Here is a 21,297-nt window from a genome sequence, read left to right on the forward strand (position 1 = left end):
TCACCTCCTCTCCGCCGTTCGGGGCCGGCGGTCGCCGACCGGGGACGTGCTCCACCGGGAGTCGTGGAGTACGGCGCGGACGTCCGCATCGCGGATTCCGCGCAGCATGGGGCGGTGATCCCCCCACGCCGTCTCCACGGCGGCGGCGATCCGATCGATCTCCCGTGCGCTCGGGCGCGGCGGTGACGGGAGGCCTCCCTGATCGACGACGACGGCGATGCCGGCGGCCGGGTCACGAGGCAGTGCTGTCCCCGCCGCGACGCCGGCCCAGAAGGCGTCGAGGCTGGCGCGGTCGCCCCAGCGCGCATCGCCCGCACCGATCCGCTGCCAGACGGCGGCGATGACCGCCGCCGTGGCCGTCATCTTGCGGACGCCGAGATGGAAGGCGACCTCGTTCGCGAGGTACCAGTGCCGGGCGCTGTAGGGATCGGGCCCGCGAAGGGCGGCCGTGCGCTGGGTGGCGGCGCTCAGACGTGCCAGGCGCAGGCGTCCCGCCGTCGACATCGTGTCCCCCGTGGCCGCCTCGAGCAGCGCCCGACCGAGGATCCGCGCGTCGCGCGCGGCCCGCTCCGTCCGCGGACTCGTCGAGGCGCCGGCCACCCGGAGGAAGGCCTCCAGCGCTCCCTCCTGCACGGCAGCGGTGCTGAGCGTGGCGAGCCGTTCGGGATCGAGGACGGCGTGACGGGGGCGCAGCGGGCGACCGACGAGGAGTCGGGCTCCGCGGCGGTTCCGGAGGATGGCGACGCTGTTCGTCTCGGACGACGTGCCGAGCGTCGTCGGCAGGGCGATGATGTCGACCGGCGGCGGCGCGTCGGGCAGGATCGTGAGTGCCGAGGTCGCCGCGTGCCGCAGGGCGAAGTCCAGGAGGCGTCCGGGGCTGAGCGCGAGGGCCGCGATCTTGCTCGCATCGAGGACGCTCCCGCCGCCGACGGCCACGATGACCTCGGGCGGTCGTCGGACGAGCTCCTCGGCGATCAGGAGGACCCCGACCTCATCCACCGCGGCAGCGTCCACCGTCATCGTCCGGCCCGGCTGCGGGGCGGGAAGGGGATGCGCGACGGCCGCGTCGGCGAGCACTAGCGTGTCGCGTCCCGCTGTAAGACCCACCACCGTCTCTCGTGCGCGCGACCCGTGCCACAGCGTGGGGACGCGTGCGGTGAACGACACGGTCATGCCGCCGCCTCCCGCACCCGTGCCAGGCCGCCTCGCACGGCCCGGTCGGTCTCGGCCACCTCCGCCGCGGTGAATCCGTAGCCGGGGATGAGCTGGAAGGAGCTGGGACCGGGGTGCACCACGACGCCGCAGTCGGCGATGGCGGACACCACCTCCAGGACATCGGCCCCGGAGAGCGGGGACCCATCCGGGCGGCGGAGCCCCACCCCGACGAAGCAGCCGCTGCCGGTGACGTCGGTGACGATCTCGTCGTCCTGCCAGGTCCGTGCCAGGCGGTGCACCGTCGTCGCCAGCGCCTGCGTCGTCGCCTCCGCATCGATGCGCCGGAGCTCGTCGATCACGGCGAGCACCGCGGCCGCGCAGGCCGGCGTGCCCGCCTGCGTCTCCCCGTGCACGAAGGTCCACCCGCCGCGGACGAACGCCGTCGCAATGCGGTCGCCGACGAGGAGCGCAGCAGCACCCATCGCGCCGTTCGTCAGCGCCTTCGACACGAGGAGGACATCCGGGGCGGCCGCCCAGCGGTCGGTGGCGAACATCGCGCCGGTGCGCCCGAAACCGGTCGCGACCTCGTCTGCCACCAGCAGGAACCCGTGTCGTTCCCGCAGTTCCAGGAGGCGGTGGACGAACGCGGTGGACAGAGCGTGAGCGCCGCTGCCGAGGACGGGCTCCACGACGACGGAGGCGACGCGGGAGCCTTCCCGCCCCAGCAGTGCCGCGAGCTCCTCACCGTCGTCGGCATGCGACACGTGCCGCACCGTGCGCCTGTCGACGCCGTAGACGGACTGCAGCAGGTCGTCGCCGCTCAGCACGTGGCTGCCGTACATCGTGCCGTGATAGCTGCCGCGCAGGCCGACGACGAGCGACCGTGAGCCCGCGCCCTGCTGCGCCCAGTACTGCCGGGCGAGCTTCATGGCGGCGTCGTTGGCCGCGCCGCCGGAGGTGGAGAAGATCACCCGCCGGTAGCGGTCGGAACCCGCGAGGGCGATGAGGGCATCGGCGGCGTCCTCGGCGTACCGGTGCGGGGCGCGGAACAGCGAGAGGTAGGAGGCGTCGCGCGTCGCCCTGCTCACGGCCTCGGTCACCGCCGGGTTGCCGAAGCCGAGGGGCACGTTCCACAGGCCGCTGGTCGCGCAGAGGCGGTCGGAGCCGTCGGCGTAGAAGAGACGATGGCCGGCGGCACCGATCGCCACCCGATCCGGAGGGAACACGGTGTCGGCGGGGAGCATCGACGTCCACAGCGCGTGCGGCACGCTCATCGCGCTCCTCCCCCCGAGGCGTCCTCGATCCGCGCACCGAGGCGGACGCCGAGCGCGGCGAGCGCCTCCAGACACAGGTGCCGTGCGTGGGCATCGGGCACTCCGCAGGCGCGGGCCACGCGCGCCGCCGCCCGCCCGCGTGTGCTCGAGGTCTGGAGCGCGTCGACCACCGCAGCGGTCAGCGGGGACAGGAGGTGCCGGCGGAGCGTCCGGACATCGGCGAGCAGGAACCCCTCGGCGGTGTCGAGCAGGAACGGGTCGTCGGTCGGGGGCTCCGCATCCGCGAGGTCGTCATCGAGGAGCGCCCACCCGAAGCCCGCGATCTGAGCGGCGCCGTTCGGCAGGCGAAGCATCTTCCGGAGATCGGCGGCGTCCAGGTACCGGCGGAGCCACGGCCGGGTGTCGAGTTCGGCGACGAGGTCGGCCGAGCCGGGCACGCCGCCCAGCGCCGACGCCAGCGGCAGGGCCCGTCCGAGGGCGGCGGGGAGGTCGTCCACGTGGCCGATCGCCTCTCCCTGCAGCCCGAGATGCACGCCGCCGTCCCCGTCGATGCGGAGGGCGCGCGGAGTCTCCACCTCATGCGGCCGCGCGAGAGCGGAGCGATCCGCCAGCAGCACCCGCGGGTCGAGCATGGCCGCGGCGAAGAGTCCGGTGCCGCGCGCGAGATCGGCGTCGTCGAGGAAGGCACGCCAGCTCGCCTCGTCGAAGAAGCGCATGGCCGTCGGTCCGACGATCTGGACGAAGGAGGCCGCGATGTAGTCCTGGAGCTCGACGCCGCGCTCCCCCAGGAAGAGTTCGTCGCCGAGGTCGGCGAGCCGCCCGCTGTAACCGACGACGCGGGCCGCTCCGTGCCGGGGCACCGATCCTGCGGGCTCGAGGATCACGTCCTCGGGGTCGACCGCAGCAGCGAGGGTCTCAGCCCCGGTCTCCGCCTCGCGCAGGAACACACGACCGCGTGCCGCATGCCCGCCGGTGACCCACGCCCGCAGGGCCTGCGGTCCGAGGAGCGGGTCTTCGCCCGTCGACCCCTCGTCGTGCCGTGCCGTCGTCGCACTCGTCCCCATGATCCCCCCAGAGAACCGGATCCGCCTGACGCCTTTGCGTCTTCATATGAAGATATCCAGACCTCTGATGACGTGCAATATAACAGGTTTCGCGTGCACAGCACGAGATCGCCGGTATGTCACGAGGCCACCGGGACATCGGATAGGATGGACAGGTTGTTCCCTGGTGACGTGTCCGAGCGGCCGAAGGAGCACGCTTGGAAAGCGTGTGTTGTGCAAGCAACCGCGGGTTCGAATCCCGCCGTCACCGCCACAGACGAAGAAGACCTCCGCATCGCGGAGGTCTTCTCTCGTTTCGGGCGGCGTCAGCCGTCGAAGCGCACCCCGTACGTCAGACCACCGGGTGCGGACGGGAGCACGGTCATGCCGAGCCGCTCGTAGAACGCGGCCGCGCCGGAGTTCGCGGGATCCATGCCGAGGTGCAGCGCCGGGACACCGCGCCGGCGCAGCTCGGCGAAGAGGGTCTCGATGAGACCGCGACCGAGTCCCTGCCCCTGGGTCTCCGGCAGCAGGTCGATGTGCAGATGCGCCGGGTACTCGGCGGCGTTCGGCTCGACCCCCGGCTCCCGCGTATAGCCGTACTCGATCAGCTTCTCCTCGCGCGTCTGCGGGTCGGCGTATCGCGGATACCGCGCGTGCAGGCTCGGCCACCACTCGTCGCGGAACCAGGTGTAGAAGGCGTCGGTGTCGTCGGTGGCGACGATGTAGCCGATGGTGCGCCCGTCCTCCGCCTCCACGACCCAGGCGAGGTCCGGGTGCCGCTCGACGTACGGCACCGCGAAGAGGTTCCCCCACAGCTCGTCATCGGACAGCACCCCGGTGGCGTCTCCCCCGGCGTCGGCCGTCCGCAGGCAGATCTCGAACATCGTCGGGCGATCGGTCGGACGGTAGGGACGGATGCGCGACACGGGGGCTCCTCGGACGGGTCAGGTTCCGCTCAGCCTATCGGCGCGGGCGGTCGCCTCGACGTCGCGTCGCACCCACGGCACCAGCCAGGCGGCGAGCACGAGGACGACGCCGGCACCGACGAACGCCCCGCCGAGCGTGTCCGTCGCCCAGTGCACCGACAGGAAGGTGCGCGACAGCGCCATGAGCACGATCCACGCGGCACCCACGATCGCCACCCACACCCGCGGGAAGAGCACCCAGAGCACCAGGGCGATGGTCGCGGCATTCGCGGTGTGACCGGACGGGAACGAGCCGTAGTCGCTCACGACGAGCATGTCGTGCGGGCGGGCGCGGCCGAAGACGTTCTTCAGGAGTTGGACGGCACCGGCGCTGACGAGGAAGCACAACGCGGCGAACAGCGCCCCCCGCCATCGGCGCAGGAGCAGCAGGACGGCGATGGTCGCCAGCGGCACGGCGAGGATGGCGACCCAGCCACCGCCGATCCAGTTCAGTGCGAGGGCGAAGCTCAGCATCCAGTCCGCGCGGACCGCGGCGATCGTGTCGTTCCACCACTGGTCGAGCCCCGGCGTCTGTGGATACACGAAGACGACGAGTGCGCCGAGGGCAGTGGCCAGGAGGAGGCAGGCGACGCCCCACCACAGCAGCATCCGTCGATTCATCGTCCCATTGTGACGGACGCCCCCGAGATCGCGGGTCGCCGTGCCGGTCAGCGGGCGATGCGGGCGAGACCCTCCTCGAGGTCCGCGATGAGATCGGCCACGTCCTCGATGCCGACCGAGAGGCGCACGACGTTCTCCGGCACCGCGAGCTCCGTGCCGCGGACCGACGCGTGGGTCATCTCCGGCGGGTAGCCGATGAGCGACTCCACGCCGCCGAGCGACTCGGCGAGCTGGAACACGCGCGTGCTCTCGGCGAAGGCCCGAGCGGCGTCCGCGCCCGCGGCGAGGCCGAGGGACAGCATTCCGCCGAAGCCGCTCATCTGCCGCGCCGCGATCTCGTGACCCGGGTGCGACGGGAGGCCGGGATAGAACACCTGCGCGAACTCCGGCCGTGCCTGGGCCCACTCGGCGATGGCCTGGGCGTTCTCGGAGTGCTGGCGCACCCGCACCGCGAGGGTCTTGATGCCGCGGGTCGTCAGCCAGGCGTCCAGAGGCGCCGAGACCGCCCCCACCGCGAACTGCTGGAACTTCACGGCCTCGACGAAGCGGTCGTCGCCGAAGACGACGGCGCCGCCCAGCACGTCGGAGTGCCCGCCCAGGTATTTCGTCGTCGAGTGCACGACGAGATCGGCGCCGAGCGCGAGCGGCTGCTGCAGAGCCGGCGAGGCGAACGTGTTGTCCACCACGACGAGGGCACCGGCCGCGTGCGCCACCTCGACGATGAGCGCGATGTCGACGACCTTCAGCAGCGGGTTGCTCGGCGTCTCCAGCCACACGATGCGCGTCTCGGGTCGGATCGCCGCGCGGATCACGTCGACGTCGGAGAGCTCGACCGTGGTCGTGTCGATCCCCCAGGGCGCGAGCACCTTCGTGAGCAGGCGGTAGGTGCCGCCGTAGACGTCGTTTCCGAGGAGCACGTGGTCGCCGGGCTTGAGGATGCCGCGCAGCAGCGCGTCCTCGGCCGCGAGACCGGACGCGAACGACAGCGCCCCGACCCCGCCCTCGAGCGCGGCGAGCTGCGTCTCCAGCGAGGAGCGCGTCGGGTTGCCCGCACGGTTGTACTCGTAGCCGTCCCGGAAGCCGCCGATGCCGTCCTGCACGTGCGTCGACGACTGGTAGATCGGCGGGATGATCGCCCCGGTGATCGGGTCGGGCGCCTGTCCGACGTGGATGGCTCGTGTGGCGAAGGCGTGGTCGTGGTCGGACATGCTCTCAGCCTACGTCCGGACCCTCCGACGGGTCCCGGCCTGTTACGTCCCGCGTCACCGGGAGAGGTAGCCGAGCAGGTCCTGCCGCGTCAGCACGGTGTGCGGTTTGCCGTCCTCGGTGACGAGGAGGGCGTCGGCGGCGGCGAGCGCGGCCCGTGCCTGCGCGACCGGCGCGTGGATGCCGATGAGCGGAAGCCGCTCGCCCACGTGTGCGCCGACGGCGTCGCTCGGTTCGGCGTCGCCCCGGAAGAGCAGGTCGAGAAGGCCCTTCTCGTCGACGGTGCCCACGACCTCGCCCATCATCACCGGCGGCTCCGCGCTGAGGACGACGAGCTGCGAGACCTCGTACTCCGTCATCATGCCGATCGCCTCGAGCACCGTGTCGGTGGGATGCGCGTGCACGAGGTCGGGAAGGCCGTGACGGGAGGACCGGGCCGCGAGCACGTCCGCGACCGTCTCCCCCTCCTCCACCTCGCTGAACCCGTACGAGCGCATCCACCCGTCGTTGAAGATCTTGCCCAGGTAGCCGCGCCCGCCATCCGGGAGGAGCACCACCATGACCGCATCTGCCGGCAGGTCCTGCGCCACCCGCAGCGCCCCGACGACGGCCATGCCGCTGGAGCCCCCGACGAGGATGCCCTCCTCGCGGGCCAGGCGCCGCGTCATCGCGAACGACTCCGCATCGCCGACCGCGACGATCTCATGCGGGACGGCAGGATCGTAGGCACCGGGCCAGATGTCCTCGCCCACGCCCTCGACGAGGTAGGGCCGACCGGTGCCGCCGCTGTAGACGCTGCCCTCGGGGTCGACGCCGATGATGCGCACCGCGTCGTCCGACGCCTCGCGCAGGTAGCGTCCCGTGCCGGTGATCGTGCCGCCCGTCCCCACGCCGGCGACGAAGTGCGTGACGCGCCCGTCGGTGTCGCGCCAGATTTCCGGCCCCGTCGTCTCGTAGTGGCTGCGCGGCCCGTTCGGGTTCTCGTACTGGTTCGGCTTGAAGGCGCCGGGGATCTCCCGTGCCAGCCGGTCGCTCACGCTGTAGTACGACTCCGGGCTGTCCGCCGGAACGGAGGTCGGGGTCACGACGACCTCCGCGCCGTAGGCTCGGAGCACGTCGATCTTGTCCTCCCCCACCTTGTCCGGGAGCACGAAGACGCACCGGTAGCCGCGCTGCTGCGCCACGAGGGCGAGTCCCACGCCCGTGTTGCCGCTCGTGGGCTCGACGATCGTGCCGCCGGGCTGCAGATCGCCCGCGGCTTCGGCGGCATCGATGATCCGTGCGGCGATCCGATCCTTCGCCGACCCGCCCGGGTTCAGGTACTCGAGCTTCACGAGCACCGTGCACGCGATGCCCTCGGTGACGTGCTGGAGCTTCACCAGGGGCGTGTCGCCGACGAGGTCGACGATGGAGTCTGCGTACTTCATCTGTTCAGGGTACGGCGCGGGCTCCCGCCTCCGGGGCTGTGTTTCACCCGCGCTTCGACAGGCTCAGCGACCTGGGTCCCTGAGCCCGTCGAAGGGCCTGGGTCCCTGAGCCTGTCGAAGGGCCTGAGCCTGTCGAAGAGTCAGCCCTTCGTCGCGCCGGCCAGCAGGCCGCGCACGAAGAAGCGCTGCAGGGCGAAGAACACGATCAGCGGGACGATGATCGAGATGAACGTTCCCGCCGACTGCAGGAACCACTTGTTCCCCCAGGTTCCGGAGAGCGAGTTCAGCGCCTGGGTGATCGGCAGGGCGCCGGGCGAGGCGAAGATCGTCGCGACCAGCAGGTCGTTCCACACCCAGAGGAACTGGAAGATCGCGAAAGAGGCGATCGCCGGAGCCGCGAGCGGCAGGATGATGCGGAAGAACACCTGTCCGTGTCCGGCGCCGTCCACGCGGGCCGCCTCGATGATCTCGCCGGGGATCTCGGAGATGAAGTTGTGGAGCATGAACGTCGCCAGCGGCAGCGCGAAGATCGCGTGCGCGATCCAGACGCGGGCGAAGCTGTACTGCACCTCGTTCAGCCCGAACCCGGGGAAGATCGGCACGTCGTTGATCGTCAGCCCGTCCGAGAACAGGCTCAGCAGGGGCACGAGGGCCATCTGCAGCGGCACGATCTGCAGTGCGAACACGAAGATGAACAGCATGTTCCGACCCTTGAAGTCGATCCACGCGAACGCGTACGCGGCGAGCGACGCCATCACGATCGGGAACACGGTCGCCGGGATCGTGATCGCCAGCGAGTTGATGAACGCCGTCGCGAGGGTCGTCGAGGTGCCGCCCGAGTTCCACGCCTGCACGTAGTTGTCGAACGTGAACTCCGGGTTGGAGAAGACGGTCCACCAGCCGCTGTTCTGCGTGTCGGCGCCCGGGCGGAACGACGTCACGAACAGCCCGAAGGTCGGGATCGTCCAGAAGAGCGCGATGACCGCGGCCGCGATCGTCGCCCCCTTCGAGGTCAGCTTCTTGTGGGCGGTCGCCTCGTTGCGGCGCGTGTCCCGCGCCACCTGGCGCTTGGTGCGGTTGTCCACGACGGTGGCCTGCGTTGCACTCATCAGCGGATCTCCCTCTGCTTGGCCATCGATCGGGCGTTGTAGATGATCAGCGGCAACACGAACAGGAACAGCACGACGGCGAGCGCCGAGGAGTGCCCGTAGCTCTGGAAGCGCTGCTGCTGGTTGACCATCTCGAAGCCGAGGACGCTGGTCTCATCCCGTCCGCCGGTCATCACGGCGACGATGTCGTACACCTTGAGCGAGGCGATCGTGATGGTCGTCAGCACGACGATGAGCGACGACCGGATGCCGGGAACGGTCACGTTGCGGAAGCGCTGCCAGGCGTTCGTGCCGTCGAGCTCGGCCGCCTCCATCTGCTCCACCGGCACGGCCTTGATCGCGGCCGAGAGGATGACCATGGCGAAGCCGGTCTGGGTCCAGATGAACACGATGAGCAGCATGAGCGTGTTGAGGATCGGCTTGATCGCCAGCCACTGCACGGGGTCGCCGCCGAAAGCGGTCACGATCGCGTTGAGGAGACCGATCTGGTCGCCCTGCCGGGCGTCGTACATGAACTTCCAGATGATGCCGGCGCCGACGAACGAGATCGCCACCGGCATGAAGACCAGCACCTTGAGGAACTTCTCGCCGCGGGCGCGATCGATGAACACGGCGTAGGCGAGGCCGATGACCACGGAGATCACCGGAGCGAGCAGCGCCCAGATGATGGTGTTGATCACCGACGATGTGCCGACCGGGTTGGTGAAGACCCAGATGTAGTTCTCGAGCCCGACGAACTCGTCGCCGGTCTTGTCGAAGAAGGACTTGAAGATCGTCGAGATCGCCGGGTAGATGAGGCCGAGCAGCAGCATGATGGCCGCCGGGGCCATGAACAGCACGAGCTGGAACAGATAGCCCGCTCCCTGCCGCGCGCGGAAGTCCGCGAAGAAGAGGAGCGCCCCGACGAGGAGCGCGATCGCGACGACGTACACGACAGCGTTCGCGTAGGGACGGAGCAGCAGCAGCGCGAGCGCCGGGATGACGAGGCACGCGACCAGCCGCATGATGAAGTAGCCGCGACCCGGGCGGGGCGCGAACTCGATCAGCACGAGGATGATCGCCACGACCACGCCGAAAACGAGCAGCACGGCGGGGATCTGCACCAGCGGATTCAGACCGCCCAGCCACAGGAAGAAGCTGTTGAGCGAGAACCCGATCGTGATCCGCGAGGACTCCTCGGTCGGAGCGGTGAAGACGAGGAGGAGAGCCAGCGCGACGACGACTACGAAGCCGATCGCGAGGATCGTGCGTGTGGTCTTCCTCCCCTTCTCGTCGGTGCCGTGCGTCGTCGGCGGCGCGTCAGCCTCGACGGGTTTCTCGATGGTCGCGTGCGACATGAACGTCCCCTTCTGGATCATGCTGGGTTCCCGCGCAGTATGGATGGGTGGAGCGGGGCCGGGCTTGTGCAGCCCGGCCCCGCTCAGCCTGAGAAGATCGCGTCGAGGCGATCAGTTCTCGTAGCCGGCCTGGATGTCGGAGAGCACCGTGTCGGTGTCCTTGCCGTCGATCCAGTCGACCATCCCCTTCCAGAACGAGCCCGAGCCGACGGTCGACGGCATCAGGTCGGAAGCGTCGAACCGGAAGGTCGTCGCGTCGTCCTGCATGATGGTCATCGCCTCCTGGAGGAACTCGCTCGAGGCGAGGCTCGGGTCGGCGTTCTTGTTGGCGGAGATCACGCCACCGAGCTCGACACGGGCGTCGGCGAACTCCGGCGATGCCATGAACTCGAGCACCTTCTGGGTGGCCTCGTCGTCGGAGAATGCCGCGACGAACTCGCCGCCACCCTCGACCTGGAGCTCACCGGCGGTCTCGCCCGGCATGATGAACGCGTAGACGTCACCGTCCGGCGCGACCTCGGGGACGTTGCCGTCCGCGGTCTCCGTGTCGAGGAAGTTCGCCGACAGGAACGAGGCCTGGTGGGTCAGCGCGCAGTCGCCCTTGGCCACCGCGTTGGCGACGTCGCCGAAGGCGGTGGAGTTGATGCTCTTGACGTCGCCGTAGCCCGCGTTGACGTACTCCGGGTTGAGGAGGATCTCCCCCACCGCGTCGAACGCCTGCTTGATCTCGGGGTCGGTGAACTTCACGTCGCCGGCCACCCAGTCGTCGTAGACGTCGGGGCCCGACTGACGCAGGACGAGGTCCTCGATCCAGTCCGTCCCCGGCCAGCCGGAGGCGGCCTCGGAGGCGAACCCGGCGCACCAGGCCGGACCGCCGGTCTTCTCGACGATCGTGTCGGTGAGGGCGATCATGTCGTCCCACGTCTCCGGGACCTCGACGCCCCACTCGGCGAACTGCTTCGGCGAGTACCAGACGTAGCCCTTGAGGTTCGCGAGCATCGGCGCCGCGTAGAAGGTGTCGTCGAACGTGCCGTACTTCTTCCAGTCCTCGGACCAGTTCTCGTCGACGGCGGACTCGACGGCCTCGGGGGCCGGCATGACCTTGCCGGTGTCGACGAGGGTCTTGAGCAGACCGGGCTGCGGGACGATCGCGATGTCGGGGGCGTCGCCACCCGTCACCTTGGTGACGATGTTGCCCTCGAAGCCCTTGTCGCCGGTGTACTCGACCTTGATGCCGGTGTCCTTGGTGAACTGCTCGAAGGACGCGTTCAGGTCGTCGGCCTCGACGCCGGTGATGCCGCCGGAGATCCGGACGGTGTCCTTGGTCTCCCCGCTGCCGCCCTCGCCGCTTCCGCCCTCGGCGCAGCCGGCGAGCGCGAGAGACGCGACGCCGACGAGTGCGATGGGGGCGAGCAGGCGGTATCGCTGTGACAAAGCCATGTACTTCTCCTCTTCAGGTGGATCTTCAGTCCGCCCAAGGAGAGCAATCGCCGCAACCATTGGGGAACCGATTCCAGGCCAACCTACTCGCGTTCCTTCCCGCCGTACAACTGGGGAAGGTTACAAGATCACAACCCTTTGACGCGGCAGCGGAGGCTCGGATGGGAGCGCTCCCAGTTCCATGCGCCTGGAACCGGTTCCTCCCCCGTCTTGGAACGGCTACGATGGCTCCCGGCGAGTGCCCGATCACTCGCCGTCGTGGAACCGGGTCGAGGAGGACACGATGAGCACGATCACCGACGTCGCGATGCGCGCCGGTGTGTCCAAGGCGACGGCCAGCCGCGCGCTCAGCGGCCGCGGCTACGTCTCGGAGGAGACCAGGCAGCGGGTGGAGGAGGCGGCGCACGATCTCGCGTACGTCGCGCACTCCTCCGCCACGAGTCTGGCCACGGGGCGCACCGGCACCATCGGACTGGTGATGCCGCCCGTGGACCGGTGGTTCTTCTCCGAGCTGCTGGCGGGCGTGCAGGAATCGCTGCTCGCGCTCGACCACGACCTGTCGCTCTACGGCGTCCCCGAGCGCTCGGAGACCAGGGAGCGGCTGTTCGAGAGCGTGCTGCCCGGCCGGAGGTTCGACGGCATCATCGCCGTCGGCATCCAGCCCAGCGCCCGCGAGCTGGAGCGACTGCATCGCACCGGGCGCCCGCTCGTGAGCGTGGGCCCGTACAGCGCCGGATCGAGCGCCGTGTCGATCGACGACGCCGCCGCCGCCCGGATCGCCACCGAGCACCTGATCGAGCTCGGCCACACCGACATCGCGTTCGTCGGCGGCGCCACGGACGACACCGACCTCAGTTACGGCGACGCCCGACGCCTGGCCGGCTACCGGGAGGCACTGCACGCGGCGGGACTGACCCCGCGGGCGCGGGTCGCCGGAGCGGCCCCCACGATGCCCGGCGGCTACGCGGCGGCGGCGGGGCTACTCGGCGACCGCCGGCACCGGCCGACCGCCATCGTCGGCGTGTGCGACGAGGCGGCCATCGGCGCCGTGATCGCCGCTCGCCGCCTGGGGATCGCCGTGCCGACCGAACTCAGCGTCGTTGGCATCGACGACCACGAGCATGCGGAGATGTTCGCCCTCACCACCATCGGGCAGTCGCCGCGGGACCAGGGCCGGGAGGCGGTGCGCCTGCTCATGCGGCGGATGAGCGAGCCGGACGCTCCGGTCGAGCGGCTCGAGGCCGCTTCGGCGCTCGTCGTCCGCAGCTCGACCGCGGCGCCGCGCTGACCCCGCAGACGCACGAAGGCCCCGGGCGGAATCCGGGGCCTTCGCAGAAGCGCTGGTGCGCTGGAATTACTTGAGGGTGACCGTCGCGCCGGCCTCTTCCAGAGCAGCCTTGGCCTTCTCGGCCGTCTCCTTGTTGGCGCCCTCGAGGACGGCCTTCGGAGCACCGTCGACGACGGCCTTGGCCTCGCCGAGGCCGAGCGAGGTGAGCTCGCGGACAGCCTTGATGACCTGGATCTTCTTGTCGCCAGCAGCCTCGAGGATGACGTCGAAGGAGTCCTTCTCCTCCTCGGCCGCGGCCTCGCCTGCGCCGCCAGCGGCACCGGCGACGGCGACGGGGGCAGCAGCGGTGACCTCGAACTTCTCCTCGAACGCCTTCACGAACTCGTTGAGCTCGATGAGGGTCAGGCCGGCGAACTGCTCGAGCAGCTCCTCGGTGGAAAGCTTCGCCATGATGTATCTCCTAGATAGATGGGGTTTGTAGACGAGATCGCCGGTCGCTTACGCGGCCTCGGCGGTCTCCAGCTTTTCGCGAAGCGCGTCGATGGTGGCCGCAGCCTTGCCCATCGTCGCCTTCATCATGCCCGCGGCCTTCGCCAGCAGAACCTCACGGCTCTCGAGCGAGGCGTACGTGTTGACCTCGTCGGCGGTGAGGGCCTTGCCCTCGAAGATGCCCGACTTGATCACGAGAAGCGGGTTGGCCTTGGCGAAGTCACGCAGAGCCTTGGCGGTGGCGACGAAGTCACCGTGCACGAACGCGACAGCCGACGGCCCCTTGAGGTCGTCATCCAGCGCGGAGATGCCGGCCTTGTTGGCGGCGATCTTGGTCAGCGTGTTCTTCACCACGGCGTACTCAGCGTCCTGACGGATGCTGTTGCGCAGCTGCTTGAGCTGGGCAACCGTCAGACCGCGGTACTCGGTCAGCAGGACGGCGTTCGAGTTCTCGAATGACTTCGTGAGCTCGTTGACCGATGCATCCTTCTGCGCCATGGTCACTCCTTGGTGTGTACGAGGCGCCGCACGGTGGTGGGGCGCCGGCCTCCGACCCCCTGCAAAAGAGAAGAGCTCCGGCGCAAGCGCACGGAGCTCAGAAGTTCGTGACACCTGCGCGGGCCCCTGCGATGCAGAGCTTCGATCCTGTGCACTCACGCGCACATGATGACCAGCGGTCTTCGGTTATGACCACTGTACCCCACCCCCACCTCTCCCCCAAATCCCCCTCCTCTTCCCGTCGACCCACCCCTTTTCGCGCATCCCGGCCCCTTACGGCCGCACGCAAGAGGCCGGGGCGCGCGGAAGGGGGGTGGGTCGAGGACTCAACGGGCGAAGAGACCGAGGGCACGGAAGTGCGCGTCGGCCGCGGCGAGGGAGGCGACGTCCGCGCTGGTCACCCGGACCACCCGCCAGCCGGTGCTTCCGCGCACCCAGTCCTCGCGGATCTTCTCGTCGAGCACGACCTGTGCCACGGGCCGGCCCCCGCGGAGCTCGTCATCCAGGTACTTGTCGCGGCCGTCGCACTCCACGAAGGTGCGGCACTGGTCGACGGCGATGTCCATCCAGAACCGACCGCCCCGCGGTCCGTCCACCGGCACCTGCAGCCGCGGTCTGCCGAAGCCGAGCTGATGGAGCCGGTACCGGGTCACACTCTCTAGAGGCAGCTGCGCGCGACCGTCCGCCAGACTCACGATCCGGCGAGCCTGCACGATGCCGCGGAGCCGTGGACGGCGGACCCGATCTGCGAGGTCCGCCAGGAGAGCCTGCGCCGCGGTGTCGTCGAACTCCCACGGGTCACCGCCGACCAGGGCGAGGGCGGCATCCGCGACGGCGAGAGCCGCTTCCGGAGCGACCGTGCGGGCGAGGTCGACGACCGTCCGGGCGAGGGAGGTGCAGCGGATGCCGTCGTGCTCCACGATGTCACCGGCGGCAACCGCGCCCTCGTGTCGAAGGATCCCCGAGGTGCTGTGGCGACGGTCGGGGGGCGCCGTCACATGGACCCTCGTCGGGCGCACCCGATACAGCGGCAGACCCCACAGCACCGCGGCCGAGGCGTGCGAGAACACAGGCCGCGTCCCCGAGGCCGCGAGGTCGGCGGCCACCACCTCCGCACGATGCCGGGACTCCGGGGCGAGCTCGCTCCAGGTCCGCAGCGCGAGGTACCACCCGCGGCGCACGTGATGCAGCTGCCGCCCTTCCACCGCGGCGTGGAGCGTCCGTGACCCCCAGCCCTCCTCCTCCAGCCGTCGACGACCGAGGAGCATCGCCCGGATCTCGTCCACACTCACCTGTCTCATCCCCCCGACTCTCCCCTCTCCTCTCGCCACTCCCCCGCCTTCCCCCACTTCTCCACACCCTTCACTCCCTCCCGCCCCCTGTGCAGGAACCGTGCTCCCCGCCGACCCACCCCCTTGCGTTCGAGCCACCCCCTTGTGCGCGCACGTAGGAGGCCGGGACGCACGCAAGGGGGTGGGTCGGGCGAGGGAGCGGCGTGTACGGCGGGGACCGAGGTGGGGGAGAGTTAGAGTCTTCTGGTGACCCCGGAACTCCAAGCTCGCATCGTCGCGGACTCGCGCGACCGCGTGGCATGGATGAGGGCACGCTCTCGCGGCATCACGGCGACCGACGTCGCCGGACTCACCAGCGAGCGCTCGATCGCCCGTGCTGCCGACGCCAAGCTCGGCGGCGGGCCGCGGTTCGGCGGCAACGCCTACACCGACCACGGCCGGCGCCGCGAGCCGGAGATCGCCGCCTGGGTCGCCGCGACGCACGGCATCTTCCCCTCCTCCGCCCTGTTCCGCGCCGAGGTCGAGCACCGCCACCTGGCGACGCCCGATGGCATCTCGGTGGACGCGGACGGTCGCGTCAGCCTCGCGGAGATCAAGACCACCAACAAGGCGTTCCGCGGGATCCCGCGCACCTATCTGCGGCAGGTGTGGTGGCAGCAGCACGTGCTGGGCGCCGAGCGCACCCTGTTCGTCTGGGAGGAGCACGTCGACTTCTCCCCCATCCACGACGAACCCCGCTGTGTGTGGATCGACCGCGACGACCGTGAGATCGCGAAGCTCGTGGGGCTCGCCACCGACCTCATCGACGAGCTGTACCGCCGCACGACCGGGCGCACGGTCCCGGCCCGCTCCGCGTCCCCCGTGGACAGCCGCCGGGAGCAGCTCCGCGAGCGCGACGCCTTCCGCGCTCTCGCCCTCGCCGACTGAGTCGGCCGCGCGGCCCCGGACCCGCCGGGACGCTCACTCCCCGTCAGGGTTCGCGAGCCAGCACCCGGGCCGCCTCCCCCGCGACCTCGGACGCGATCGTGTCGAGGAGCGTCGAGCGCAGGTTCCACTGCTGCCAGTACAGCGCGACGCGCAGGGTCGGACCGCCGAGCGCCACGAGACCCGGCACCTCCTGCAGTCGCGGGACCATCCCCCAGCCGAGGCCGAGGCCGACCGCGAGCGCATAGTCGTGCGAAGCGGGGACGTAGTGCCGGGGAACGCCGGCGGCGGTCACTCCACGCGCGGCGAGCCACTCGTGCTGCAGGGTGTCCCGTCGGTCGAAGTCGACGAACGGCGCCCGTGCCAGAGCGTCGGCGGTCACCCCGTCCGGGAACCAACGACGGGCATACGCCGGTTCGGCCATGGCCCGGTACTCGAGCACGCCGAGGGGCGTGACCGTGCACCCCGCGACCGCCGTGGCCTCGCTCGTCACCGCCGCCATGACCGTGCCCGATTCGAGCAGACGGGCGGTGAAGTTCTGGTCGTCGCGATGAAGATCCAGGTCGATGTCGTGCACAGCCGAGAGCCGAGCCATCGGAGGGAGGAACCAGGTCGCCAGGGAGTCCGCATTGACAGCCAGGGGCACCGCGATGCGGTGCCCTCCACCGCCTTCCTCGATGCCGACCCCGGCGAGCGCATCCTGCTCGAGGAGCGCGATCTGCCGCGCGAGGCGCACGACGGACTCCCCGGCCTCGGTGAGCCGGACGGGTTTGCTGCGTACGAGCAGGATCCGCCCGAGCTGTTCCTCGAGCACCTTGAGCCGCTGGCTGACCGCGGAAGGGGTGACCTGCAGCCGACGCGACGCGGCATCGAGGGTCCCCTCGTCCGCGACGGCGGCGAGTGTGGCGGCAAGCTCCGGGTCGATCCTCACATCAGCGATGCTAATGGTACGAAAGGAATCTTCGCTGCAGCTCATGTCTCGTGCCCATAGGCTCGACACATGCTCACCGTCCTCGCCGGTCTCGGCCTCGGTCTCTCCCTCATCGTCGCGATCGGCGCGCAGAACGTGTTCGTGCTGCGCCAGGGAATCCGGCGCGAGCACGTCCTCGCCGTCGTGATCGTGTGCGCGCTCTCCGACGCCGTGCTGATCATCGCCGGTGTCGCCGGGCTCGGGTTCGTGCTGTCCGCCGCCCCCTGGCTCGTCGTCGTGGCTCGCTGGGCGGGGGCGCTGTTCCTGCTCGGGTACGGACTGCTCGCGGCACGGCGGGCCTGGCGGGGCGGCGAGGAGCTGGTGGTCGACGGGGGCGACGCACCGGCCCTCGAGGCGTCCGGGGGCACCGGCACGCTCACCCGCACCCGCCTCGCCCCGGTGATCCTCACGACGCTGGCGTTGACGTGGCTGAACCCGCACGTGTACCTCGACACGGTGCTGATGCTCGGCTCGATCGCGGCGACGCACGGGGAGGAGCGGTGGCTGTTCGCCGCCGGCGCGGTCGCCGCGAGCCTTCTCTGGTTCACCGCTCTCGGCTTCGGCGCCCGCTACCTCGGACGGTGGCTGCGTACCCCGCGCTCCTGGCGCATCCTCGACGCGGTGATCGCGGTCGTGATGATCACGCTGGCGGTGAGCCTCGTGCTCCCGGTGCTGGGCGCCTAGCCGCTCACGCCGCGTCGATCTGCGACACCCGCGCCCGGATGAGCGCGCGGACCGCCTGCTCCGGCAGGGGGTGCTCCGGCTGAAACCGGATCGTCCCCTTGTCGAGGCTGACCTCGGGGTGACCGGCGAGGAGGTCCGTCACGGCGGCGACCGCCTCGGGGCTGAACGGGTAGACGCCGATGTGCTTCTTCGCGCGCATCACCGAGAGCAGCGGCTTGCCGGCGTACACGAGCGCCGGCATGCCGTAGCCCTTGCCCTGTTCCGCCTCCGGTACCTCCTCCGTGGCGATCGCATACACGCCGTCGATCACCGCACGATCCGCGGCGTCGAGGTCGGTCAGATAGTCGTCGATGGTGCCCACGCACCGCATCCTGCCATCGAATCCCCTCGGGGTCGAGGGCTCACGCGCCGTCGAGGGGCCGGAGGATGCGGGTGAGGAACCGTTGCGTGCGCTCGTGCTGCGGAGCGCTGAACAGCTCGGCGGGCGGCCCCTGCTCGACGACGCCGCCGCCATCCAGGAAGAGCACGTGATCTGCGGCCTCGCGGGCGAAGCTCAGCTCGTGGGTGACGACGGCCATCGTCCATCCCTCGTCGGCGAGCTCCTTGATGACGAGCAGCACCTCCCCCACGAGCTCCGGGTCGAGCGCGCTCGTCGGCTCGTCGAACAGCAGCAGGTCCGGCTGCAGGGCCAGCGCCCGCACGATGCCCACCCGCTGCTGCTGCCCGCCGGAGAGCTGATGCGGCCGCGCGTCCGCCTTGTCGGCGAGACCGACCCGGGCGAGCAGCGCCTGTGCCTCGGCGACGACCTCGGCCTTCGGACGGCCCTGCACCCGCCACGGCCCTTCGATCACGTTCTCCAGCACGGTCAGGTGTGGGAAGAGGTTGTGGTGCTGGAACACCATCGCCGACCGGTCGCGCAAGGCGAGCCGCTGCTGCTTCGCGACGCGGGGCTTCGGGCGGACCTCCGGTGCGAAGTCGATCTCCGGGCCCCCGGCCATCGCGATGGTGCCGGCGTCCGGTGTCTCCAGGCCGTTCAGGGCCCGCAGGACGGTCGTCTTGCCCGAGCCGCTCGGCCCGATGAGCACCACGACCTCGCCGCGGTGCAGGGTGAGGTCGAAGCCGCGGAGCACCTCGGTGGCGCCGAAGCTCTTGTGCAGGCCCCGGGCGGTGAGCAGCGGTCCGGTCGTGGGGTCAGTGCGCGACACGACTGTCGAGCCTCCTCTCCAGGGCGCTCTGCCCGAAGGAGAGCACCAGGCAGATCACCCAGTAGACCAGCGCCGCGGCCAGATACACCACCATGAACTCGAGTGTGGTGGAGGCGATCTGCTGCGCCACCTTGAACAGCTCCGTCACGAGGATCAGGGACGTGAGGGAAGTGTCCTTCACGAGCGAGATGAACGTGTTGGACAGCGGCGGCACCGACACCCGGGCGGCCTGCGGCAGGATGATGCGGGTCAGCGTGCGGGTGCGGTTCATCCCGACCGTGTACGCGGCCTCCCACTGCCCCTTCGGCACCGAGAGGATCGCCGCCCGCACGACCTCGGCACCGTAGCCGCCGACGTTGAGCGAGAGCGCGATGATGGCACTCGGCCACGGATCGAGGGTCACCCCGACGGACGGCAGGCCGTAGAAGATCACGAAGAGCTGCACGAGCATCGGCGTGCCGCGGATCACCGAGATGTAGAACCGCGCGATGCCGGACACGACCGGATGCACCGAGATCCGCATCAGCGCCATGCCGATCGCGATCACGAGCCCCAGGGCGAACGACACCAGGGCGAGCGGGATCGTCGCCGTCAGCCCCGCCCAGGCGATCGGCCCGAGCGAGGAGAAGAAGAGCTCCCAGGGATTCTGCATCGCCTACTGCGAGACGTCTTCGCCGAAGTACTTCTCGCTGATCTCGGCCAGGGTGCCGTCGGCCCGGAGCGTGTCGAGCGCTTCGTCGACCGCATCGACGAGCGCCTCCTTGTCCTTCGTGAACACGAAGGCCTGCTCCCCGGCTTCGTCGGTCTCCGCCGCGATCTTCAGGCCCGTCGGGCTGTTGGTCGTCTCATAGTCGAGGAACGTCAGCTTGTCGTTGACGGTCGCGTCCACCCGGCCCTGGCGGAGGAGCTCCACGGCTTGCGCCCACCCCTCGACGCCCTCGACCTTGGCGCCGGACTCGGTGGCCAGCTCGTACCAGTTGCTCGTGAGGGACTGCGCCGTCGTCTTGCCCTCGAGGTCGTCGAAGGACGAGATGGAGTCGTCGTCCTCCTTGACCACGATCACACCGGGCGACACCGTGTACGGGGCGCTGAAGAGGTACTTGGCCTCGCGCTCGTCGTTGATGGACACCTGGTTCGCGATCACGTCGAAGCGGCCGGAGTCGAGGCCTGCGAAGATCGCGTCCCACTGGGTCTCCTGGAACTCGACCTTCAGGCCGAACTCGTCCGCGACGGCCTGGATGATCTCCACGTCGTAGCCGGTGAGATCGCCCGAGCCGCCGTCGGCGTGGAAGCTGAACGGGCGGTAGGTGCCCTCCGTCGCGACCGTCAGCGTTCCGTCTTTCACCAGGCCGAAGTCGGAGCCGGCGGCGCTCTCGCCGTCGGTGCTCGCGGGCGTGCTCGAGCCGCTGCAGGCGGTCAGGGCCGCGGCGGCGACGACGAGTGCGGTGACGGCGATGAAGCGACGGGACATGGACCCTCCTGGGGCGAGAAAGCGCGGATGCGAGTTTACGCGACGACCGCGGGAACTCCCCCACAGTACGCGTCGCCTCCGACCTTGCCCGCATCGGATGACGCCGGATGTCGTGGGACGAGAGACCTCCGGGAACGCAGAACGCCCCCGGGCGGACCCGGGGGCGTTCTGTGCGACGGGTGCGAGACCCGTCGACGCGTCAGATGGCGTTGACGTCCAGCGGGATGCCGGGGCCGAACGTGGTCGACACCGCACCCTTCTGGATGTAACGGCCCTTGGCGCTGGACGGCTTGAGACGGACGATCTCCTCGAGAGCGGCGTCGATGTTCTCGTTCAGCTGCTCGGCCGAGAACGAGGCCTTGCCGATGACGAAGTGCACGTTGGCGTGCTTGTCGACGCGGAACTCGATCTTTCCGCCCTTGATCTCCTCGACGGCCTTGGCCGGGTTCGGAGTCACGGTGCCGGTCTTCGGGTTCGGCATCAGGCCACGGGGACCGAGCACCTTGCCGAGACGGCCGACCTGGCCCATGAGCTCCGGGGTCGAGACCGCGGAGTCGAAGTTGGTCCAGCCGTCGGCGACCTTCTGGATGAGCTCGGCGCCGCCGACCTCATCGGCGCCGGCCGCGATCGCCGCCTCGGCCGCGGGGCCAGTGGCGAACACGATGACGCGGGCGGTCTTGCCGGTGCCGTGGGGCAGGATGACGGTGCCGCGCACCATCTGGTCCGCCTTGCGGGGGTCGACGGCGAGCTTCAGCGCGACCTCGACGGTCGAGTCGAACTTCGCCGAACCGGTCTCCTTCGCGAGAGCGACGGCCTCGGACGGCGTGTAGAAACGGTCTGCCTCGATCTTCTCGGCGGCAGCCTTGTAAGCCTTGGACTTGGTAGCCATGATTATT

22 protein-coding genes and 1 tRNA gene are annotated in these 21,297 nt (G+C 70.0%); 4 read left to right on the forward strand and 19 right to left on the reverse strand.

Annotation, left to right across the window (positions count from 1 at the left end; translation table 11 throughout):
* Genes mpaC through mpaB form a run of 3 tightly spaced genes read right to left on the reverse strand, consistent with a single transcriptional unit; the run spans position 1 to position 3,493 of the window.
* On the reverse strand, positions 1-1,173 hold the full coding sequence (gene mpaC / locus DW296_RS12980; RefSeq protein WP_136052568.1) for a daptide-type RiPP biosynthesis dehydogenase: 1,173 nt from the start codon (positions 1,171-1,173) through the stop codon (positions 1-3).
* Positions 1,170-2,429: a daptide-type RiPP biosynthesis aminotransferase gene (gene mpaD, locus DW296_RS12985; RefSeq protein WP_136052569.1), complete on the reverse strand. Its 1,260-nt coding sequence runs from the start codon at positions 2,427-2,429 to the stop codon at positions 1,170-1,172. Before mpaD ends, mpaC begins: the two co-directional genes overlap by 4 nt.
* Positions 2,426-3,493, reverse strand: a complete 1,068-nt coding sequence (mpaB, locus tag DW296_RS12990; protein WP_136052570.1) for a daptide biosynthesis RiPP recognition protein — start codon at positions 3,491-3,493, stop codon at positions 2,426-2,428. Before mpaB ends, mpaD begins: the two co-directional genes overlap by 4 nt.
* Before the next feature lie 165 nt (positions 3,494-3,658).
* On the opposite strand from mpaB, the gene DW296_RS12995 reads away from it, so the two are divergent.
* A tRNA-Ser gene (locus DW296_RS12995) sits at positions 3,659-3,746 on the forward strand.
* A 52-nt stretch (positions 3,747-3,798) separates the two neighbouring features.
* On the opposite strand, the gene DW296_RS13000 is transcribed toward DW296_RS12995, so the two are convergent.
* The 7 genes from DW296_RS13000 to DW296_RS13030 form a co-directional block, all read right to left on the reverse strand.
* Positions 3,799-4,401, reverse strand: a complete 603-nt coding sequence (locus DW296_RS13000) for a GNAT family N-acetyltransferase (RefSeq protein ID WP_136052571.1) — start codon at positions 4,399-4,401, stop codon at positions 3,799-3,801.
* An 18-nt stretch (positions 4,402-4,419) separates the two neighbouring features.
* Positions 4,420-5,061, reverse strand: a complete 642-nt coding sequence (locus tag DW296_RS13005; protein ID WP_234024150.1) for a phosphatase PAP2 family protein — start codon at positions 5,059-5,061, stop codon at positions 4,420-4,422.
* A 47-nt stretch (positions 5,062-5,108) separates the two neighbouring features.
* Entirely contained in the window at positions 5,109-6,269 is a 1,161-nt protein-coding gene (locus DW296_RS13010; protein WP_136052572.1) for a cystathionine gamma-synthase, read from the reverse strand.
* Positions 6,270-6,323: 54 nt separating this feature from the next.
* Complete coding sequence (locus DW296_RS13015) at positions 6,324-7,694, reverse strand: cystathionine beta-synthase (protein WP_136052573.1); 1,371 nt, start codon at positions 7,692-7,694, stop codon at positions 6,324-6,326.
* 140 nt (positions 7,695-7,834) lie between these two features.
* Positions 7,835-8,803, reverse strand: coding sequence for a carbohydrate ABC transporter permease (locus tag DW296_RS13020; RefSeq protein ID WP_025104231.1), 969 nt, complete (start codon positions 8,801-8,803; stop codon positions 7,835-7,837).
* Positions 8,803-10,140 (reverse strand): carbohydrate ABC transporter permease, encoded by a 1,338-nt coding sequence (locus DW296_RS13025; RefSeq protein ID WP_136052574.1) that lies wholly within the window; start codon positions 10,138-10,140, stop codon positions 8,803-8,805. The genes DW296_RS13020 and DW296_RS13025 overlap by 1 nt, the downstream gene beginning before the upstream one ends.
* 111 nt (positions 10,141-10,251) lie before the next feature.
* A complete protein-coding gene (locus tag DW296_RS13030) occupies positions 10,252-11,580 on the reverse strand; it encodes an ABC transporter substrate-binding protein (RefSeq protein ID WP_136052575.1) in 1,329 nt (442 codons plus the stop codon).
* 283 nt (positions 11,581-11,863) lie between these two features.
* Here DW296_RS13030 and DW296_RS13035 point away from each other — a divergent pair, with 283 nt between their 5' ends.
* Positions 11,864-12,868, forward strand: a complete 1,005-nt coding sequence (locus DW296_RS13035) for a LacI family DNA-binding transcriptional regulator (protein ID WP_136052576.1) — start codon at positions 11,864-11,866, stop codon at positions 12,866-12,868.
* A 66-nt stretch (positions 12,869-12,934) separates the two neighbouring features.
* Here DW296_RS13035 and rplL read toward each other — a convergent pair whose 3' ends face one another.
* From rplL to DW296_RS13050, 3 genes are all read right to left on the reverse strand, one after another.
* Complete coding sequence (gene rplL, locus DW296_RS13040) at positions 12,935-13,318, reverse strand: 50S ribosomal protein L7/L12 (protein WP_025104227.1); 384 nt, start codon at positions 13,316-13,318, stop codon at positions 12,935-12,937.
* Between the two features lie 48 nt (positions 13,319-13,366).
* Positions 13,367-13,855, reverse strand: coding sequence for a 50S ribosomal protein L10 (rplJ, locus tag DW296_RS13045; RefSeq protein WP_025104226.1), 489 nt, complete (start codon positions 13,853-13,855; stop codon positions 13,367-13,369).
* Positions 13,856-14,181: 326 nt separating this feature from the next.
* Positions 14,182-15,156, reverse strand: coding sequence for a hypothetical protein (locus DW296_RS13050; RefSeq protein WP_136052577.1), 975 nt, complete (start codon positions 15,154-15,156; stop codon positions 14,182-14,184).
* Between the two features lie 237 nt (positions 15,157-15,393).
* Here DW296_RS13050 and DW296_RS13055 point away from each other — a divergent pair, with 237 nt between their 5' ends.
* A complete protein-coding gene (locus DW296_RS13055; RefSeq protein WP_136052578.1) occupies positions 15,394-16,074 on the forward strand; it encodes a YqaJ viral recombinase family protein in 681 nt (226 codons plus the stop codon).
* Between the two features lie 43 nt (positions 16,075-16,117).
* Here DW296_RS13055 and DW296_RS13060 read toward each other — a convergent pair whose 3' ends face one another.
* Complete coding sequence (locus DW296_RS13060; protein WP_205807997.1) at positions 16,118-17,002, reverse strand: LysR family transcriptional regulator ArgP; 885 nt, start codon at positions 17,000-17,002, stop codon at positions 16,118-16,120.
* Positions 17,003-17,071: 69 nt separating this feature from the next.
* Here DW296_RS13060 and lysE point away from each other — a divergent pair, with 69 nt between their 5' ends.
* Entirely contained in the window at positions 17,072-17,725 is a 654-nt protein-coding gene (gene lysE / locus DW296_RS13065; protein WP_136052580.1) for an L-lysine exporter, read from the forward strand.
* Positions 17,726-17,729: 4 nt separating this feature from the next.
* Here lysE and DW296_RS13070 read toward each other — a convergent pair whose 3' ends face one another.
* From DW296_RS13070 to rplA, 5 genes are all read right to left on the reverse strand, one after another.
* Positions 17,730-18,086: an iron chaperone gene (locus tag DW296_RS13070; protein ID WP_136052581.1), complete on the reverse strand. Its 357-nt coding sequence runs from the start codon at positions 18,084-18,086 to the stop codon at positions 17,730-17,732.
* 40 nt (positions 18,087-18,126) lie between these two features.
* Positions 18,127-18,930, reverse strand: a complete 804-nt coding sequence (locus DW296_RS13075) for an amino acid ABC transporter ATP-binding protein (RefSeq protein ID WP_136052582.1) — start codon at positions 18,928-18,930, stop codon at positions 18,127-18,129.
* Positions 18,917-19,582 (reverse strand): amino acid ABC transporter permease, encoded by a 666-nt coding sequence (locus tag DW296_RS13080; RefSeq protein WP_025102334.1) that lies wholly within the window; start codon positions 19,580-19,582, stop codon positions 18,917-18,919. The genes DW296_RS13075 and DW296_RS13080 overlap by 14 nt, the downstream gene beginning before the upstream one ends.
* A gap of 3 nt (positions 19,583-19,585) precedes the next feature.
* Positions 19,586-20,401 carry an amino acid ABC transporter substrate-binding protein gene (locus DW296_RS13085; protein ID WP_136052583.1) on the reverse strand — a complete coding sequence of 272 codons (816 nt, stop codon included), beginning with the start codon at positions 20,399-20,401 and terminating at the stop codon, positions 19,586-19,588.
* 199 nt (positions 20,402-20,600) lie between these two features.
* A complete protein-coding gene (gene rplA, locus DW296_RS13090) occupies positions 20,601-21,290 on the reverse strand; it encodes a 50S ribosomal protein L1 (protein ID WP_025102336.1) in 690 nt (229 codons plus the stop codon).
* Positions 21,291-21,297 lie beyond the last annotated feature (7 nt).

The sequence above is a fragment of the Microbacterium sp. K36 genome (assembly GCF_004794355.1).
GTDB classification, from domain to species: domain Bacteria; phylum Actinomycetota; class Actinomycetes; order Actinomycetales; family Microbacteriaceae; genus Microbacterium; species Microbacterium paraoxydans_D.

What these genes read in the sequence shown, in the direction of transcription:
- mpaC (WP_136052568.1), bottom strand. Translation starts at nt 1,173, where the DNA reads ATGACCGTGTCGTTCACCGCACGCGTCCCCACGCTGTGGCACGGGTCG.
- mpaD (WP_136052569.1), bottom strand. Translation starts at nt 2,429, where the DNA reads ATGAGCGTGCCGCACGCGCTGTGGACGTCGATGCTCCCCGCCGACACC.
- mpaB (WP_136052570.1), bottom strand. Translation starts at nt 3,493, where the DNA reads ATGGGGACGAGTGCGACGACGGCACGGCACGACGAGGGGTCGACGGGC.
- DW296_RS13005 (WP_234024150.1), bottom strand. Translation starts at nt 5,061, where the DNA reads ATGAATCGACGGATGCTGCTGTGGTGGGGCGTCGCCTGCCTCCTCCTG.
- DW296_RS13010 (WP_136052572.1), bottom strand. Translation starts at nt 6,269, where the DNA reads ATGTCCGACCACGACCACGCCTTCGCCACACGAGCCATCCACGTCGGA.
- DW296_RS13015 (WP_136052573.1), bottom strand. Translation starts at nt 7,694, where the DNA reads ATGAAGTACGCAGACTCCATCGTCGACCTCGTCGGCGACACGCCCCTG.
- DW296_RS13020 (WP_025104231.1), bottom strand. Translation starts at nt 8,803, where the DNA reads ATGAGTGCAACGCAGGCCACCGTCGTGGACAACCGCACCAAGCGCCAG.
- DW296_RS13025 (WP_136052574.1), bottom strand. Translation starts at nt 10,140, where the DNA reads ATGTCGCACGCGACCATCGAGAAACCCGTCGAGGCTGACGCGCCGCCG.
- DW296_RS13030 (WP_136052575.1), bottom strand. Translation starts at nt 11,580, where the DNA reads ATGGCTTTGTCACAGCGATACCGCCTGCTCGCCCCCATCGCACTCGTC.
- DW296_RS13035 (WP_136052576.1), top strand. Translation starts at nt 11,864, where the DNA reads ATGAGCACGATCACCGACGTCGCGATGCGCGCCGGTGTGTCCAAGGCG.
- rplL (WP_025104227.1), bottom strand. Translation starts at nt 13,318, where the DNA reads ATGGCGAAGCTTTCCACCGAGGAGCTGCTCGAGCAGTTCGCCGGCCTG.
- rplJ (WP_025104226.1), bottom strand. Translation starts at nt 13,855, where the DNA reads ATGGCGCAGAAGGATGCATCGGTCAACGAGCTCACGAAGTCATTCGAG.
- DW296_RS13050 (WP_136052577.1), bottom strand. Translation starts at nt 15,156, where the DNA reads ATGAGACAGGTGAGTGTGGACGAGATCCGGGCGATGCTCCTCGGTCGT.
- lysE (WP_136052580.1), top strand. Translation starts at nt 17,072, where the DNA reads ATGCTCACCGTCCTCGCCGGTCTCGGCCTCGGTCTCTCCCTCATCGTC.
- DW296_RS13080 (WP_025102334.1), bottom strand. Translation starts at nt 19,582, where the DNA reads ATGCAGAATCCCTGGGAGCTCTTCTTCTCCTCGCTCGGGCCGATCGCC.
- DW296_RS13085 (WP_136052583.1), bottom strand. Translation starts at nt 20,401, where the DNA reads ATGTCCCGTCGCTTCATCGCCGTCACCGCACTCGTCGTCGCCGCCGCG.
- rplA (WP_025102336.1), bottom strand. Translation starts at nt 21,290, where the DNA reads ATGGCTACCAAGTCCAAGGCTTACAAGGCTGCCGCCGAGAAGATCGAG.